Origin of the sequence: Streptomyces sp. NPDC048277, assembly GCF_040652235.1 — a bacterium.
Taxonomy (GTDB): Bacteria; Actinomycetota; Actinomycetes; order Streptomycetales; family Streptomycetaceae; genus Streptomyces.
Genome location: NZ_JBEZLQ010000046.1, coordinates 16,137 through 33,551, shown reverse-complemented (window position 1 = coordinate 33,551; position 17,415 = coordinate 16,137). Strand labels below are relative to the sequence as shown.

The following is a 17,415-nucleotide window of genomic DNA, read 5'->3' as shown; positions in this document are numbered from 1 at the left end:
CCCCTGAGGTCATGAGTGTGCGACGTCCTGTTCCAGGTCGGCGAGGATCTTCTGCTGGAGGAGCGCGGCGAGCGCGGCAATGGTCGGTGCGTCGAAGAAGTCCCGCGGCGAGATCTCGACGCCGAAGGCGTGGCCGAGACGGGACATCAGCCGCAGGCTCGCGATGGAGTCGCCACCGAGGTCGAAGAAGCTGTCCTGGACGCCGATCCGGCCGGGCGGCAGCACCTGCGCCCAGATGTCGGCCAGAGCCTGCTCTGTGGGATCGCGGGGGGCGACATAGGCCGCGGACACGGTGTCCTCGCGGGTGGGCGCGGGCAGTCCCTTGCGATCCACTTTTCCGCTGGCGCCCAGCGGCAGCTCCGCAAGCACCAGGAGCGCCGAGGGCACCATGTAGGCGGGCAGTTCCGCGGCGAGCGCGGCGCGCAGTGCCGTAAGGTCCGGCCGGGTCCTTTTGTCGGCCGGGACGACATAGGCGACCAGGCGCTTGGTGCCGCCGTCCTCGGCGCGGGCCACGACCACGGCCTCGGCCACCTCGTCCAGTTTCAGCAGGGCGTTCTCGACTTCTTCCAGCTCGACCCGGTAGCCACGGATCTTGACCTGATGGTCGGCGCGACCGGCGAACTCCAGCAGTCCGTCCGCGGTCCACCGCACCATGTCGCCGGAACGGTACAGCCGGGCCCCGGGCGACCCGAACGGGTCGGCGACGAACCGTTCCGCCGTCAGGTCCGGACGACCCAGGTAGCCGCGGCCGACCCCGGTGCCGCCGATGTACAGCTCGCCCGTCACCCCGGTGGGCACCGGGCGCAGCCGCTCGTCGAGGACATGGGCGTGGGAACCGCCGACCGGGGGCCCGATCGGCACTGTCCGGCCGACCGTCTCGGGCTCCACGATGTGGAAGGCGGCCGCGATGCTGATCTCCGTCGGGCCGTAGGCGTTGAGCAGGGTGCGGCCCCGGCTCCACCGGCGCGCTGTCTGCGGTGGCAGCACGTCGCCCGCCGAGGCCACCACGGCGAGCTCCGGGAAGCCGTCCGGGTCCAGGGACAGCAGTACCGCGGGCGGCACCATCATTGTGGTGACCCGGTCTTCGCGCAGGTGCCGGGCCAGCACAGCCGGGCTGCGCTGTGCGTCGGCGTCCGGGATGACGAGGGCCGCGCCCGCCGTTAGCGTCATGAAGACCTCCATCACGCCGCCGTCGAAACTCATCGTGTAGAACTGCAAGACCCTGCTGTCCGGGGTGATGCGGAAAGCGCGGGTCGACTGCTGCGCGATGTTGGTCAGGCCCCGGTGCTGGATCATCACTCCCTTGGGGCGGCCGGTGGAGCCCGACGTGTACATCACGTAGGCGAGTTCGCCGAGGGGCCCCCGACTGGAGCGGACCGGGGTGGCGACGGGGTATCCGTCGATCGCGGACCGGTCGGCGTCGAGCAACACCAGGGTGGTGTCCCGGTCCGCGAACCGGTCGGCAAGGTGCGCCTGGGTCACCAGCACGGGCGGGCGGGTGTCGTCGAGCATCGTGCGCAGCCGGTCCTCGGGGAAGGCCGGGTCCAGCGGCAGATAGGTGCCGCCGGCCTTGAGGATGCCGAGCAGGCCGACCAGGCCATCGATCCCCCGCTCGGCGGCCAGGCCCACGACGGTCTCCGGGCCGACCCCCAGAGCGGTGAGGTGGTGCGCGAACTGATTGGTGCGGCGCTCCAGTTCGCCATAGGTCACCCGTCGCGCCCCTTGGATGATCGCGAGCGCGTCGGGAGCCCGGTGCGCGTGCAGGTCGATCAGCTCCTCGACCCGGCGGGGCACGACGGGGTCGCCGCGTCCCACGGCCCAGTCCGTCACCAGGGTGCGGTACTCGTCCTCACCGATCAGCGGCAGATCGGCCACACACCGGTCGAGGGGCCCGGCGGCGACGGACTCCAGCAGCATCCGCAGATGGCCACTCATCCGCTCCATCGTGGCGGTGTCGAACAGCCCGGTGTCGTAGTGCAGCAGCAGCGACAGCCGTTCCTCGGCATAGACGACGGCGTTGAGCGGATAGTGGGTGCTGTTGCTCGACTCGACGCCGACGATGCGCGGGCCGTCGTCCAAGGACGGGTCCACCGGGTAGTTCTCGAACACCACGACGCTGTCGAAGAGTTCGGCGCGCCCCTCGCCGACACGCATGCGGTGCAGCGGCGCCAGCTCGTGCTGGCGTGCCTCGGCCTGCTCGTTCTGGAGGCGGCGCAGCCAGTCCCCGAGCGGGGCGTCGCCATCGACGTCCGCCCGCACTGGCAGCGTGTTGATGAACAGGCCGGCCATTGACTCGGCGGCCTCCAGCTCGGCCGGGCGGCCGGCGACCGTGGCGCCGAAGACTACGTCGCGCTCCCCACTCCAGCGGGACAGCAGCAGCGCCCACGCGCCCTGGATCAGGGTGTTGACCGTGACGCGGGCCCGGCGGGCGGTCTCGTACAGGCTCTCCGTCGTCCGTCGGGTAAGCCTCAGCCGTAGTTCGGCGGATGTGTCGTGCGTGGCGACGGGGGCCGTGCCGTCCGTCGAAAGCGGACGGTCGTAAGGCAACGGGGTGCGTGCCTCGTGTCCGGCCAGCAGCCGCTGCCAGTACGCCTCGGCTGCGGCCGTGTCCTGCTCGTTCAGCCAGCGCACGTAGTCCCCGAACGGCCGGCTCGTCCGGCGCTCGGGCGCCCGTTCTCCAGCCAGTTCGGCGTAGTGACTCAGCATGTCGTGCACCACCCGCATGACGCTCCAGCCGTCCAGCAGGGCGTGGTGGAAGGTCCAGATCATGCGCACGTGTCCGCCGCCCAGGTCGGCCACGGCGGCACGGAAGAGCGGCGGGGCGCCGAGGTCGATCCCGCGGTCCCGGTCAGCTCTGAGGTACTCCTCGTGGGCGCGGCGCCGGGCATCCTCGTCGAGACCGCTCCAGTCGAGGCAGGTGACCGGCAGCGTCACCCGGTCGTGCACCAGCTGGAGAGGTTCGGGCAGGCCGTCCCAGCGGATGGACGTCCGCAGGACGGCGGTGTCGTCGGCTGTTCGCTGCCAGGCCTCGGCGAGCAGTTTGGGCCGGTCGACGCCGGCCAGGTCGAAGGTCGTCTGCTCCAGGTAGACGCCGTGCCCGGTGTCCATCAGGTGGTGGAAGAGCATCCCGCTCTGCATGGGGGTGAGCGGGTAGATGTCGCGCACCGACCTGCCGTCGCCCACGAGGCGGTCCAGCGCGGCCTGGTCGAGGCCGCTGAGCGGGAAGTCCGACGGCACCCGGCCACCCGCGCCGCGCCGGGCACAGTGCTCAACGATCGCGGCGAGATGGGCGAGGAACGCGGACGCGAGCGCCTCCACGGTCTGCTGGTCGTGCCGCCCCGCGGAGTAGGACCAGGTGAACTCCAGCCTGCCGCCACCCACTTGACCCACGATGTCGAGGGCATGCAGACGGTGGGCCAAGGGCTCCTCAGCCAGCCCGATGGGCGATATGGCACGGTAGAGCGGGTCGCCGTCCGTGCGGCGCAGCAGCCCGTCGAACTGACCGAGGTAGTTGAACGCCACTTGTGGCAGCGGGTCCCCGGCGAGTTCTCCGGCAGCGCCGAGGTAGCGCAGCGCGCCGTAGCCGATGCCGCGTCCGGGTACCTGGCGCAGCTGGGACTTGACGGACTTCAGCAGTTCGTCCCAGCCTCCGTCGCGGTGGGCGACGGTGAGGGCTACGGGAAAGTAGGAGGTGAACCAGCCGACGGTCCGGCTGAGGTCAAGGTCGTCGAAGAGTTCCTCGCGGCCGTGGCCCTCCACGGCGAGCACCACGCGGTCCTGGTCCGTCCAGTCGGTCAGGGTCCGGGCGAGCGCGGTGAGCAGGACGTCGTTGATCTCGGTGAGGTAGACGTCCGGCACGTCGGTCAGCAGCGCCCTGGTGGTCTCCTCGTCGAGCCGGACTGTGACCGAGCGGGTCCCGGCAACCGTGTCCGGACCGTCGCTGTCGACGGGCAGATGCGGGTCATCCCCGCCCAGCGCCTGGGCCCAGTGACTGAGTTCACCGGCGAAACCACCGTCCCGTACCAGGGCGTCGAGTCGCCGGGACCACTGGGGCACGGAGCTGGAGGGCGGGCCGAGGCGGATGGGCTCGCCGGCCCGGATCTGCCCGTAGGCGGTCCGTAGGTCCTCCAGCAGGATGCGCCAGGACACCCCGTCCACGACCAGGTGGTGGGCGGCAAGGTGCAGCCGGGGAGGCCGGCCGGCCTCCCCGGAGACGACGACGGCACGGAAGAGCGGCCCGCTTTCGAGGTCCATCGCGCCGGTCAGCCAGGCCAGATCCGCGCCCGCGGCCGCGGGACTTGCGGCGACGCGGACAGTCTCCCCGTGTTCGGCGTCGACGATCCGCTGGGCCCACCCGCCGTCGGCCGCCCGCGCGAAGCGCGTGCGCAGGGCAGGGTGTTGAGTCGGTAACGCTGTCAGAGCGGCGCGCAGCGCCGGTACGTCGATGTCCTCACCGAGGTCGGCAGTAACCGTCTGGTGGAAGAGCTCCGACCCGTCGCGGACGTCGAGGAACCAGTGCTGGATGGGGGTGAGGGGGGCGGGGCCGGTCTCGTCGGCGTCGTCGGCGCGGGCGAGTCGGCGGACGAGCGGGGCGAGTTCGGCGATGGTCTGCCGGCGGAACAGGTCCTTGGAGGTGAGGTGCAGGCCTGCACGGCGGACCCGGGCGACGACGCTGAGGCTGAGGATGGAGTCGCCGCCGAGGCTGAAGAAGTTGTCGTCGAGTCCGACCCGTTCGGTGCCGAGCACCTCGGCCCAGACGTCGGTCAGGACCCGTTCCACCTCCGTGCCGGGTGCCCGATAGGACGCGTCGGGGGGTTCGGCCGGGGCGGACTCGGGCAGGGCGCGCCGGTCGATCTTCCCGTTGGGGGTGAGTGGCATCCGGTCGAGTACTACGAACGCCGAGGGCACCATCACCGCGGGCAGTTGCTCTGCGAGCGCGGCGGACATCCGGTCGGCGGCGATCTCGTGCCCCTTCTCGGCGACCATGTACGCCACCAGCCTTCGGGATCCCGCCCCGGTCTCCTGCGCGGTCATCAGGACCTCGGCGACCTCCTCGCGGGCCGCGATCAGGCTCTCGATCTCGCCGAGTTCGATGCGGACACCGCGGATCTTGACCTGGTTGTCGATCCGGCCGAGGAAGTCCAGCGTCCCGTCGGGACGGCGGCGTACCAGGTCGCCGGTCCGGTACATGCGCGAGCCTGGTTCGCCGAACGGGCAGGCCACGAACCGTTCCGCGGTCAGGTCGGGCCGGTTGTGGTAGCCCTGGGCCAGCCCGAGCCCGGCAAGGTGCAGCTCGCCGGGCACGCCCGCCGGGACGAGGTTGCCGCGCGGGTCCAGGACGTAGGCGGCGAGGTTGTCGACAGGGCGGCCGATCGGGGGCAGGCCGGTGTCGGCCGTCTCCTCCTGAGGTGGGACGACGCAGGTGGTGGCGAGCACGGTCGCCTCGGACGGGCCGTAGCCGTTGACCATGGTGAACGGCAGTCCCGGTCGTGGCCGACGGCGGAGCACGTCACCGGCGACGACCATCAGGCGCAGCCGGGTGTCCGACAGGGCGGGCTCGTCCAGGACCGACTCCACGCGCGGCGTGGGCAGGAAGGTCACGGTGGTACCCCGGCGGACGTACCAGTCGACCAGCGCGCCGGGATCGTCGAGGACCTCCTGGGAGGGCTGGTCGAGACGGCCGCCCACACACAGGAAGGGCCACAGCTCGGCGATCGCCACGTCGAAGCCGATGCCGACGACGGAGGCCGACCGGTCCTCGGAGCCGATGCCGTAGGCACGGATCTGCCAGGCGCAGTAGTCGACGAGGGCCCGGTGCGGGATCACCACGCCCTTGGGCCGCCCCGTGGAGCCCGAGGTGTAGACGAGGTAGGCCGGGTCGTCCAGGTCCACGGCGGCGGACGGCGCGTCGGCGGGCTGCCCGGCTATCACGGGCCAGTCCCGTCCCAGGTCGATCACCCGAGCTCCGACCGGATCGTCCTCCGCGTCGAGCCGGGCGGCGACATCCCCGCCGGTGAGCAGGACGGGCGTCCCCGTCTCGGCCACGATGTGCCGAAGCCGACCGGCCGGCACGTCCGGGGCGAGCGGGACGTAGGCGCCGCCGGCCTTGAGTACGCCGAGCATCGCGACGAGCAGCTCGGGGTCGCGCCCCAGGCACAGCACCACCGGCACCCCGCGGTCCACGCCGAGCCGGGCGAGGTGGTGGGCGAGGCGGCCGGAGCGCTCGTCGAGTTCCGCGTAGGTGAGCGTGGCGCGGTCCGAGGAGACTGCGACGGCGTCTGGCGTGCGGCGGGCATGCTCCGCGAACTGACGGTGGACCGGCAGTTCGGTGGGCAGCACGGCGGCCGTGTCGTTCCACTCCCGCAGCACGCTACGGCGCTCATCCGCGTCGAGCAGGGGCAGATCGCCCACGGGCCAGCCGGGGTCGGCCGCCATCGCCGCGGCGAGCGTGCGCAGATGAGCGACCGTGCGGGCGATCGTCGACTCGTCGAAGAGCGCGGTGTCGTACTCGACCATGACGTCGAGCTGCCCAGCCCGTTCGGTGAACTCGAAGGTGAGGTCGAAGATCGACGCGGTGCGCGGCAGAGGAACGCGTTCGGTGCGCAGCCCGCCGAAGCCATCCGGCGCGGCCGGCGCGTTCTGGAGCAGCACCATCGCCTGGACGAGCGGGGTGCGGCTGGGGTCACGGTCCGGGGCCAGTTCCTCCACCAGCCGGTCGAAGGGCAGTTCGCGGTGGGAGAAGGCGCCGAGCACGCTCTCCCGGACGCGGCCGAGGAGTTCGGTGGCGGGAAGGGCGCCGTCCACGTCAGTGCGCAGGGCCAGGGTGTTGATGAAGGAACCGACGAGGCTCTCCAACGCGGGATGGTCGCGTCCGGAGACGGCGGTGCCCACCACGATGTCCCGCTGGCCGCTGTACCGGGACAGCAGCAGCTGGCAGGCAGCCACCAGCGTCATGAACAGCGTGGTCCCAGCCTGCGACGACAGCTGCTTGAGCTCGTCGGTGAGCTGCCTGTCGAACGTGCACCGGTAGGCCGCTCCGGCTCCGTGACGCACGGCCGGGCGCGGCCGGTCGGTGGGCAGGTCCAGCGGTACGGAGTTCTCCAGCTGGCCGCGCCAGTAGGCGAGCTGGGGTGCGAGCCTGGCGGGGGCGAAGGTGGCGCGCTGCCAGGCGGCGTAGTCCGCGTACCTCACTGGCAGCGGGGCGAGGCCGCCCTCGGTGCCCTGCCGGGCAGCCGAGTACAGGGCGCTCAGCTCGTCCGTGATCAGCTCGGCGCTCCAGCCATCGGTGGCGATGTGGTGGACGCCGAGCACGAGAACGTGGTCGCGTTCACCACGGCGCACCAACAAGGCGCGGAACACCGGTCCTTGGACCAGGTCGAAGGGCCGGTCCGCCTCCGTGCTCAGCACCCGCTCCTGCTCCCGGACGAGGTCGTCATGCGGGAGTGCGGACAGGTCCGCGAGCGTCAGCGGAACGTCAGCATCCGCGGCCGAGGCGATGCGGGCGACGGGTTGTCCGTTCGCCGCGTCGTACGTGGTGCGCAACGGCTCGTGCCGTACGGCGAGTTCACGCAGCGCCGTGCGCAGCGCCCCGGTGTCGAGCGGCCCCTGGAGCCGCAGGGCGGAGTGGACGTTGTACTCCACCTCGCCCGGGTCGGACGCATGGTGGATCCAGAACCGCCGCTGGGTGAAGGAGAGGGGCGCCTCGTCGCCCGCGCACACCGCGGGGATGGCCCCGGCCTCGGGGTCGCCGTCGGGGGCGCCGGCCAATTCGGGCCGGGCGGCGAGCAGTTCGACCGTGGGTGCCTCGAAGAGTGCCCGTGGGGGCAACTCGACCCCGGTGGCCACGGCGACGCGCGTCAGCACCCGCACCGCGGACAGCGAGTCGCCGCCGAGCGCGAAGAAGTCGTCCTTGACCCCGATCTCGTCCAGCCCGAGTACTTCGCCCCATACGGCGGACAGCGCCTGCTCCCGTGCGGTGCGTGGGGCGACGAGCTGGGCGTCCACGCTGTCCTCGCGCGTCGGTGCGGGCAGGGAGCGGCGGTCGAGCTTGCCGTTCGTGGTGAGCGGGAAGGCGTCCAGGACGACGAAGGCCGCGGGGATCATGTACGACGGCAGGCGGGCGGTCAGCAGCGCGCGCAGGCGGGACGGCGCGGGCACCCGCCTCCCCTGGGCGGGCAGCAGATAGACCACCAGGCGTCGTTCGTCGGCCAGGTCGTCGCGCACCACGGCGGCGGCCTGCTCGATAGCGGGCTCGCGGGTCAGCGCGGCCTCGATCTCGCCGAGTTCGACGCGGAAGCCGCGCAGCTTCACCTGGTCGTCGGCCCGACCCACGTACTCCAGCCCCTCGCCGTCTTCGGTGCGGCGGACGAGGTCGCCTGAGCGGTACATCCGCTCCCCCGGTTCCCCGAACGGGCAGGCCACGAAGCGCTCGGCGGTCAGGTCGGGGCGGTTGGCGTAGTTGCGGGCCAGTCCGGGGCCGCTGACGTACAGCTCGCCCTGCTCACCGGAAGCGACCGGGCGCAGGCCCTCGTCGAGTACATGGAAGGAGAGGTCGGGAATGGCCATACCTATCGCACTGCCCGAGGCCTGCGCGGCGAGTTCACGGGTGAGCGCGATGTAAGAGGCGTGCACAGTGGTCTCGGTGATCCCGTACATGTTCACCAGGACCGGAGCGTCGTCCGCGTGGCGCTCGTACCACTCGCCGAGCCTGCCGAGGTCGAGCGCCTCGCCGGCGAACACGATCCGACGCAGGGCGAGCTTGCCGCCGAGTTCCGGTTCCTCGCGTTCGGCAGCCAGCAGCTGGTAGAAGGCCGAGGGGGTCTGGTTGAGCACGGTGACCCGCTCGTCCACGAGCAGTCGCAGGAAGTCGCGGGGCGACCGGGTGACAGCCTGCGGCACCACGACGAGCCTGCCGCCGTACAAGAGGGCGCCCCACAGCTCCCACACCGACACGTCAAAGGCGAAGGAGTGGAAGAGCGGCCAGACATCATGCCCACCGAACTCGTACCAGGCGGCGGTGGAGCTCAGCAGGCGTACGGCGTTGCTGTGCGGGATGACCGCGCCCTTGGGGCGGCCGGTGGAGCCGGAAGTGTAGATGACGTACGCGGGGTTCCGCGGCGACCGGATGCCGTGGCCCGGTGCCTCGGCGGGCGCCGTCGGCGGGTGGTGCAGGTCCGGGTCGTCGAGGAGCAGCATCGGGGTGTCCTCGGCCGGTCCGGACACCCGCTCCGCGACCTCCCGCTCGGTGAGGACCAGGACGGGACGGGAGTCCTCCAGCACGTACCCGATGCGCTCGGCGGGATATTCCGGGTCGACTGGCACATAGCCAGCGCCCGTCTTGAGCACCGCCAGGATCGCCACAACCATCCGCTCCGAGCGGGGCAGGACGAGTGCCACCAGACGCTCGGGCCCCGCGCCCCGGCTGGCCAGCAGGCGGGCGAGCCGGTCCGACCCAGCGTCCAGCTCCGCGTAGGTGAGCGACCTGTCCTGGAAGACGACGGCCGTCGCGTCCGGTGTCTTGGTCGCCTGCTCGGCGAACAGCTCGTCCAGCAGCCGGTTTTCCCCGTCAAACATCGTTTTTCCCCTCGACCCTTCCGCATGACCCGATCTCGATTACCTGACGTCTGGGCCGAGAATTCCCGCCCCTTTTTCTAGTGTTGACCGGCCGCCCGTTACATATATCCGTTGTAGTGCCGGAAATCAGGCCACATCTTCACCCAAGGCCTGCGCGGCTCACGGCAGACGGTGATTTTCTTGCCCTTCTCCGGGTTGGTCACCCCGAGATCGTTGTCGAGTTCGGCGACGACCGAGCAGCTCCTGAATTCACGGTCGAGCAGGGCGCGGTCGATTCCCACGGCCACCACGACGTCCGCCGACTCCGGGGGCGGGCCCCACCAGTAGAGCTGGTTGTGCCCGCTGTAGACGGCCGGCAGCCGAGCGGGCGAGCCGAACCTGTCGAGCGCGCCGGCCTCGCCGAAGTTGTCCGTCAGCACGACGGCCCGGTCCTTCTCGGCCGCCGGCAGATCCTGGTAGGCGTCGGTGATCTGGCCCACAACGTGCGGCCAGCCGACGCTCTCGAGGGAGAGGGAGAAGTACTGGAAGTCGGACAGGTCGCGTTCCGGCACGACAGGCAGGGCCAGCACCACCTGGAGCGCGCCGCCCACCGCGAGTCCGCCCGCCACCAGGGCCAGCCTCCCTTTGCGGTGCGCCGTCCAGCGCTCGGCAACGACACACCCCGCGGCGAACAGCCCCATCAGGAAGCCGCCCGTGTAGTCCGAACGCCCGCCCTCGATCATCAGCGCGGCGGCGGTGGCCACCAGGTATCCGGCACCCAGCGCCCGCACCTTCCGCCAGCGCCGCTCCCGGAAGACTTTGATGAGGCCGGTGACCCAGAAGAAGGCCTGGGCGGGGCCGAACAGGAAGACCAGGTTTATGAAGAACACCTGGCGGTTGACCGAGCCGTCCGCCTTCGCCAGCCCCTCCGCCATCTTCAGCTGGGGGAAGTCGTTGGCGATCTGGAAGATCAGGTTCGGGGATCCGATGACCAGGGCCAGCGCCATCCCCTGGTACAGCCGACGATCACGGAACACGGACCGCGGCCCGACCAGCAGCAGTCCGGCCAGCAGGCTGACCGGCAGCAGCAGGATGATGAACTTCGCGTACAGAGCGACGCCGATCGTGGCTCCGGCGGCCAGCCACCAGCGTCCGTCACCTCGCAGCACGGCCCGCAGCATGAACAGCAGGACGGCGCACCAGGCGACGGTGTCGATCGTGCTGGTAAGGATCCAGTGCCCGAAGCCCAGCACCATCGCCGAGGTCGCGAGCCCGCACGCCGTCATCACCTGCGCCCTGCGCCGACCGCCGAGTTCGGCCGCGATGGACGCGCCCAGCACCACGATCGCGGCCGCCGACAGAGCCCCCGGCACCCGGATCGCCCACAGGCTGTCGCCGAACACAAGGGTGCAGGCGTGGACGAGCAGCGGCAGCAGCGGAGGCTGGTCCACGTACCCCCACTCCAGGTCGTGTTCGCCCAGCATCCGGAAGTACATCTCGTCCGGGTGGTAGCCGTACTCGTTGGCGAAGGCGAGCAGGACAACGGCGAGCACCACCGCCACGGCACCCACGGGACGTCGGTGCAGCCGTACGGCCAGGGAAGTCCTGGACTGCGTTCTCAGTTGCTCGGCGGTCATCGGCAACACGGCACTGGCCCCCTCGATGGGTCCGGTTGGAAAGTCGCACGGTCACCGGAAATTCTTCGGGACCGCCTCCTTACGGCACCACCAACTTGACTTGTCAGCGAAACAGGAGGCCGTGTGCGACCGCTCCCCCGGAAACTCGTGGCTCGACAGGACTAACAAACTCCGGGAGGAATGATGACCGCCAGTTCGCCATCTTCGGAGTCCCGGCTTGACCCCAACGCCCCCGAGGCGGAGGGAGCAACGAACTCGACCGCAGAGCGCGGGGTCACCATCGTGATTCCGACATTCAACGAAGCCGCGAATATAACCGAGTTATTGCGCCGCATATCCACGGCCGTGCCGCCATGCGAGGAGACCTCTGTGCTCTTCGTCGACGATTCGACCGACGACACCCCCGAGGTGATCGAGAAGGAGGCCACGCGTCTGCCGTTCAAGGTCTCCGTGCATCACCGGGCCACTCCGGCAGGCGGTCTGGGCGGCGCCGTCATGGAGGGCATCGCCCGCAGTGACTCCCGGTGGATCGTGGTGATGGACGCGGATCTCCAGCATCCGCCCGCCCTGCTGCCCGAACTGATCGCCACGGGCGAGCGGACCGGCGCGGAACTCGTGGTCGCCAGCCGCTACACCGGCGGCGGCAGCCACGGCGGCCTCGGCAACAGGTACCGGGTCCTGGTCTCCGGGGCGTCGACCGCTCTGGCCAAGAGCCTCTTCCCGAAGTTGCTGCGCGAGGTCAGCGACCCGATGAGCGGGTACTTCGCCATCCGCCGCCACCTGGTCGACCGGGCCGGACACACCGGGGCCCTGCGACCGCTGGGCTACAAGATCCTGCTGGAACTGATCGTGCGCTGCCGCCCCCGCGCCACCGCCGAAATGGCCTACGACTTCGGCGTACGCCACGCCGGCGAGTCCAAGTCAACCATCCGGGAGGGGCTGCGATTCCTACGGCACCTCCTGCGCCTGCGCACCAGCGGTACCCCCATTCGTGCACTCGCCTTCGGGGCGATCGGCCTGTCAGGGTTTCTGCCGAACCTCGCGGTTCTATGGGTCCTGACTCACAGAACCGGACTCCACTACACGGCCGCTGAGGTCATCGCGAACCAGGCTGGGCTGCTCTGGAACTTCGTGTTCGTCGACAGGGTGCTGTACCGCGACCGCAAGCGCTTCCGCACGCACACAAGGATGCTGAGTTTCATCGCCCTGGCCAACGCCGATCTGGTGGTCCGCATCCCGCTGATGGTGCTCCTCGTGGCCGGGATGGGCCTCACCCCCGTACCGGCCACAGCCATCGCGCTGTCCCTGGTCTTCGCCTTGCGGTTCCTTTGCGTGGACCGCTTCCTCTACTCGTAAGACATGCGGGTTCGCCTACGGCAGCCGTGCGGTTCCCCGTGCGCGGCTGCCGTGCCTCTGTGACGGCAGGCGGCCCAGCTCCGGCTGCTCGCTCCCCTCCGCGAAGGTGCGCAACTGGCCTGCGAGCAGTGCCATGCCCAGGGGCGTCACCGTATGCAACGCGCTGGTGCGCACTCGTCGAGTCGTGATGAGCCCCGACTCCCTCAGCACTGCCGCGTGTTGGCTCGCTGTGCCCTGTGAGATCCCCAGGCGTGCGGCGAGTTGCGAGGTCGTGGATGTGTCAATCAGTGCTCGCAGCACAGCGGCTCTGGTGTTCCCGACGAGGGCACCGAGAGAACGGTGATCCTGGGCCGATCCTGGCACCGGAGCCTCGTCCCACCCGCTGACGATGCTCTGTGAAGCAGCGAAGACCAACGCGGGCTTTTCCAGTTCGACGATCCTCCCCGCCTTGGCGGGGAGGAAGACCGACGGCTTGAGGATCAGGCCCCGTCCGTTCAGGGCAATGTCCTGGTCGGGACCGTCATGGATCTCAAGTACCGGGGGATTCCAGATGATGCGGGGATGCAGCGTGGACAAGAGGCGTTCCACGCCTCCCACAGCTGCCAGCCGCCCGTGCGAGTCGCACACGGCTTCCAAACGCTCCCGGATCCGCTCCCAGTACGGAGAGACCCCCAACTTCCATGCGTCTAGCGCGGCCTGGGTGGCCTCAGCGTGCTTCACCGTGAACTCCACCCGGACCCGTCCGGTGTTTGAACGTTTCAGCAGAGCCAGAAGATCGTCAAGCAACTCAGGGGAACGCGTCGCCATCCGGGCGCTGGGGCGACCACTCTCCCTGATCGTGTTCCGTAAGTCGACGCGCCATCTGGCATAGGTGTCGTTCCTCTGCGGCCCGTGAAGTACCGCGAGAGCAAAGACCCCTTCCACAAGGGGCGACAACTCGCTCTGTAGACGGACACGCGCCAGGTCAGCACCCGTGAAGTGGATTCTTTGCACAGCCTCGCCCCCCGCAGCAATCAGCCGGCCCGACTCGACAGACCCCCACCACCTACACTCGTGTTGGATGAAATGTTAGGAGTCAGGCACATCAGTTGAACCGCTGGCCAACGGTAAGCCCTGCCATCCGGCCGGTCAACCGATGTTGGATGAAGGAAGGGTCGGCTTACACCTCAGTCCGAGGTTAAGGTATGCCCCAACGAGGGAGGCCACGCGATGTCCGACGACGAGCGCGTGCCCGGCAACAGCCTGGCCGACAAGCTCAATCACCTGTTCGTCAACATGACGACTGCTGACCGCACCCCGTACACCGTTGAGGAAGTAGCGCGCGCCATCAGCGCTGCCGGGATCTCAATCTCAGGAAGCTACATCTGGCTTCTGCGCCGGGGGCAGCGCGACAACCCGACTCTCCGGCACCTGGAAGGGCTGGCCAAGTTCTTCGGTGTACCTCCAGCGTATTTCTTCGACGACCAGGTCACAGAGATGGTGAACGCCGAGCTCTCTCTGCTCACCGCCCTGCGGGACACACAGGTGCAGCAGATCGCACTGCGCACCGCAGGACTCTCGACAAAGAGCCTGAAGTCGATCGGCGAAGTGATCGAGCGGGTGCGCGAACTCGAAGGGCTCCCCACGGAACCGTCCGATCCGGACGACTGAAGCCCGCTCCAGCCGGGCTTGATCGACACAGTGTCGCCAGTTGTCGAGGTGGCTCAAACCGATCTGGACGCGCGTAGATCAAGGGTGCTGGGATGAGACTCATGGCGATCACCGAAAGAGCGTCCTCTTGAACGAACATGGCTCTCGTTGAACCGATTGCGTCTGTGCGGAAGTTCGCATCCGGGCTGGGCCTTGATCGGTGGAGCGCAATCGTCGCCCCTCGTGCGACTGCAGTCCGCGCCCTCGTCGCCTCGCCGGTCACATTCGGCGTCCACCTCGTTCAGCAGGCGGCAGTCCCCGGCGGCCAAGAGCGGCGGGATGGACGGCCAAGACGGCTTCCAGAACAGCGAGTTCTGAGGACAGACGCCGAAACCAACGGCCTGAAGAGGCTCAACCACCAGGACGATAGTGACACAGGTGACTACCTCCCCGATCTTCGTACGGGCTCGCCTCGCGATCCGATCACACGAGGCTTTCACCGCACTCGTCACATCGAAGACCACGAACGCGAGGCCAAACTGATGTCGACGATCGTTCAAGGGTTGGCCGTGTACATCGGCCACGGCCCCCGCCCCTGCAAGGCTCCGGCTCTCGCCCCACAGCGTTCCGCGCTCGCCCTGCGCAGGGGGTGCGCGCGATGTTCCAAGTGCCTCTGATCATCCTGTTAGGCATCGGGGCGTTATGGAAGGGCATCGACCTTGCACACGCCCCACACGATCGGGCACTGCGCCTCCTTGTCATCTGCCTGCTCACGCTGATGACGGGCGAAATCCTCAGCTTCCCCAAGGTGAACAGTACGATCGACGAGGCCACGGCCGTCGGTGTCGGCAAGGTCGCGTTCAACGGGGTCTACATGTTCGGCCTGTGTGCACTCATTCTGTTCTTCGCCTCCTGCGCACGGGGCGCGAGTGCCGAATACCGTCGGCACCAGCTGATCGACAGCGGCCTGTTCGCCTGCGTCCTGATCGCTCTGACCCTCACCATGATCGCCACGCCTGCGGCGATGCGCGGTCATTCACTGAGCACTCCGGACATGGCGAAGCCAACCATCGCCTCGTTCTATCTGGTCGGCAACGCCTACTTCATCTACGCCTATCTGGCTTCGGGACTGTGGGCTCTTCGCTTCACGCGCAGGGCGTCCCGGCACGTCGGACTTGGTCTGCGGATGATGGCTCTGGGACTCATCGGGCTCATGGTCACCTCGGTCAACCGGATGATCCTGGTGGTTCTACGTATCAACGCGCCTGGGTCCCACGAAGCGTTCAATACCGTGAACTGGTCCCTGTCCAACTGGGCCATGGGCATCGTACTCAGCGGCATCTGCTACTCGGCCGGGGTACATCTGATCACCCGCTGGAAGTCGGTTGTGCGTCACCGCCGCATGTACCACGAGCTCACCTCCTTGTGGACGGCCCTGGCCACCGCCTACCCGGAGTTCGTCCTGCTCCCGGCTCCGACCGGTTCCCCCTGGCATCGCCTTCGCCGACGCCATACCTATGAGCAACGGCTCTATCGGCGGCTCATCGAATGCCGGGACGGACTGGTGCGCCTGAGCCCCTATCTGACACGAGTGGCACCCGACGCTGATCTCGCCCTCGGCCCAGCTGATCAACTCGCACAACACATCGCCGAGGCACTGCGGCTCAAGGCGACACCGCATTCCCCGGACACCGAATTGCCCGCCGCTCGCATCGCGTCTCCCGTCGGCAACAGTCTGGACGCCGACGCACGTGAGCTCATCGCAATATCCGAAGCCCTACGCGAGAGGACATCGTGAACAAGGTCCTGATCACCGCCGACCGCATCATCGCCGGACCCGCCGGCCAGGTGACCGTCGACGGCGCCGTACTCATCGAATCCGGCGTCATCGCCGCGGTCGGTGCCGCTGCCGACTTGGAGGTGTCGGTCGATGCGGAGGTACCACGGTTGCGATGCCCTGGGACGACGGTGATGCCCGGCATGACGGACTGCCATGTCCACCTCGCCTTCGATGCAGGTCCGGACCCGATCCGTGCGGTAGCCGAGGCCGAACCGGACGAGCTGGCCGTCGCCATGGCTGACCGTGCCGCACAGATGTTGGCCGCCGGGGTGACGACCGTGCGGGATCTCGGTGACCGCGACGGACTGACCGTCTCATTGCGTGAATCCATCGGATCCGGGACCACGATCGGGCCACGTATCGTTGCGGCAACCGCACCATTGACCTCCCATGGCGGTCATTGCGGCTTCCTCGGCGGTGAAGTGACAACGGATGACGACATCCGGAACCAGATCGCCCGTAACGCGGCAGCCGGAGCCGACCTGATCAAGGTAATGGCCTCTGGTGGCGCTCTCACTCCGAGCGGACCGCGCATGTGGGAGGCGCAGTTCACCCCTGGGCAACTACGACTGATCGTCGAGGAAGCCGCACGCCATGGCCTGGGGGTGGCGGCTCACGCACACGGCACCGACACCATTGCAGATTGTGTGGCTGCCGGCGTCCGGACAATCGAGCACTGTTCCTGGCGCACTGCAGAAGGCATCGTCTACGACCCCGAGATCACCCGCCGTATCGTCGACACCAACGTGGCCGTCTGCCGCTGCGTCTCCGGGGACTGGCAACTGTTCCTCGATCAAATGGGGCCCGAACGCGCCAAGGCGATGATCGAGGCCATCCAGGAAATGCGCGAAGCCGGTGTCCGGTTCATCGCCGGCACCGACGCGGGGGTGCCGGGAGCGCGGTTCGGCGACTACGTCGGCATGCTCGAATTCTTCGCCTCGCTCGGCTTCAGCCATGCCGAGATCCTCGACATGGCCACCGTCAACCCCGCGCGTGCCCTGGGACTGACCGACACCGGTGTCCTGGCCCCCGGTATGCGCGCCGACGTCATCGTCATCGATGGCAACCCCTTGACCGAACTGGAAGCCCTCCGCCGGATCAAACACGTCTTCGCGGCAGGCCGCCAAGTCACCGAATGAAGGGGCAATGGATCGTCCAACAGCGCCTGCACACCCGTCGTGAAAGCCTGCCGCTTCCGCTTCGGAACACTGATGCCACCACGATTTACGCTTCCGCCGGGACTCGAACCTGCAGCCAGGGCCCGACGATCTACCGATTCAGCCGTACAACCGTCTCGATCACCAGCTGACCGCCCTGGACCAGCGGTTTCCCCCGTTCCCATGTTCTGTGTCCCCCGCCGGGGGCACTCCGGTTAGAGGCCCTGATCAGCGGAAACGCCGG

7 protein-coding genes are annotated in these 17,415 nt (G+C 68.8%); 4 read left to right on the top strand and 3 right to left on the bottom strand.

Annotation, left to right across the window (positions count from 1 at the left end; translation table 11 throughout):
* Window positions 1-9: 9 nt before the first annotated feature.
* Window positions 10-9,573 carry an amino acid adenylation domain-containing protein gene (locus tag AB0D85_RS49690; RefSeq protein ID WP_362337417.1) on the bottom strand — a complete coding sequence of 3,188 codons (9,564 nt, stop codon included), beginning with the start codon at window positions 9,571-9,573 and terminating at the stop codon, window positions 10-12.
* A gap of 98 nt (window positions 9,574-9,671) precedes the next feature.
* On the bottom strand, window positions 9,672-11,189 hold the full coding sequence (locus tag AB0D85_RS49685) for a glycosyltransferase family 39 protein (RefSeq protein WP_362337414.1): 1,518 nt from the start codon (window positions 11,187-11,189) through the stop codon (window positions 9,672-9,674).
* A gap of 279 nt (window positions 11,190-11,468) precedes the next feature.
* Here AB0D85_RS49685 and AB0D85_RS49680 point away from each other — a divergent pair, with 279 nt between their 5' ends.
* Window positions 11,469-12,545 carry a glycosyltransferase gene (locus AB0D85_RS49680; RefSeq protein ID WP_362337431.1) on the top strand — a complete coding sequence of 359 codons (1,077 nt, stop codon included), beginning with the start codon at window positions 11,469-11,471 and terminating at the stop codon, window positions 12,543-12,545.
* 15 nt (window positions 12,546-12,560) lie between these two features.
* Here AB0D85_RS49680 and AB0D85_RS49675 read toward each other — a convergent pair whose 3' ends face one another.
* Window positions 12,561-13,352: a winged helix-turn-helix domain-containing protein gene (locus AB0D85_RS49675; RefSeq protein WP_362337411.1), complete on the bottom strand. Its 792-nt coding sequence runs from the start codon at window positions 13,350-13,352 to the stop codon at window positions 12,561-12,563.
* A 402-nt stretch (window positions 13,353-13,754) separates the two neighbouring features.
* Here AB0D85_RS49675 and AB0D85_RS49670 point away from each other — a divergent pair, with 402 nt between their 5' ends.
* The 3 genes from AB0D85_RS49670 to AB0D85_RS49660 all read left to right on the top strand — a co-directional run bounded on the left by AB0D85_RS49670 (window position 13,755) and on the right by AB0D85_RS49660 (window position 17,153).
* Window positions 13,755-14,195, top strand: coding sequence for a helix-turn-helix domain-containing protein (locus tag AB0D85_RS49670; RefSeq protein ID WP_362337408.1), 441 nt, complete (start codon window positions 13,755-13,757; stop codon window positions 14,193-14,195).
* 646 nt (window positions 14,196-14,841) lie between these two features.
* Complete coding sequence (locus AB0D85_RS49665; RefSeq protein ID WP_362337405.1) at window positions 14,842-15,972, top strand: MAB_1171c family putative transporter; 1,131 nt, start codon at window positions 14,842-14,844, stop codon at window positions 15,970-15,972.
* Window positions 15,969-17,153 carry an amidohydrolase family protein gene (locus AB0D85_RS49660; RefSeq protein WP_362337402.1) on the top strand — a complete coding sequence of 395 codons (1,185 nt, stop codon included), beginning with the start codon at window positions 15,969-15,971 and terminating at the stop codon, window positions 17,151-17,153. Before AB0D85_RS49665 ends, AB0D85_RS49660 begins: the two co-directional genes overlap by 4 nt.
* The last annotated feature ends 262 nt before the right edge of the window (window positions 17,154-17,415 follow it).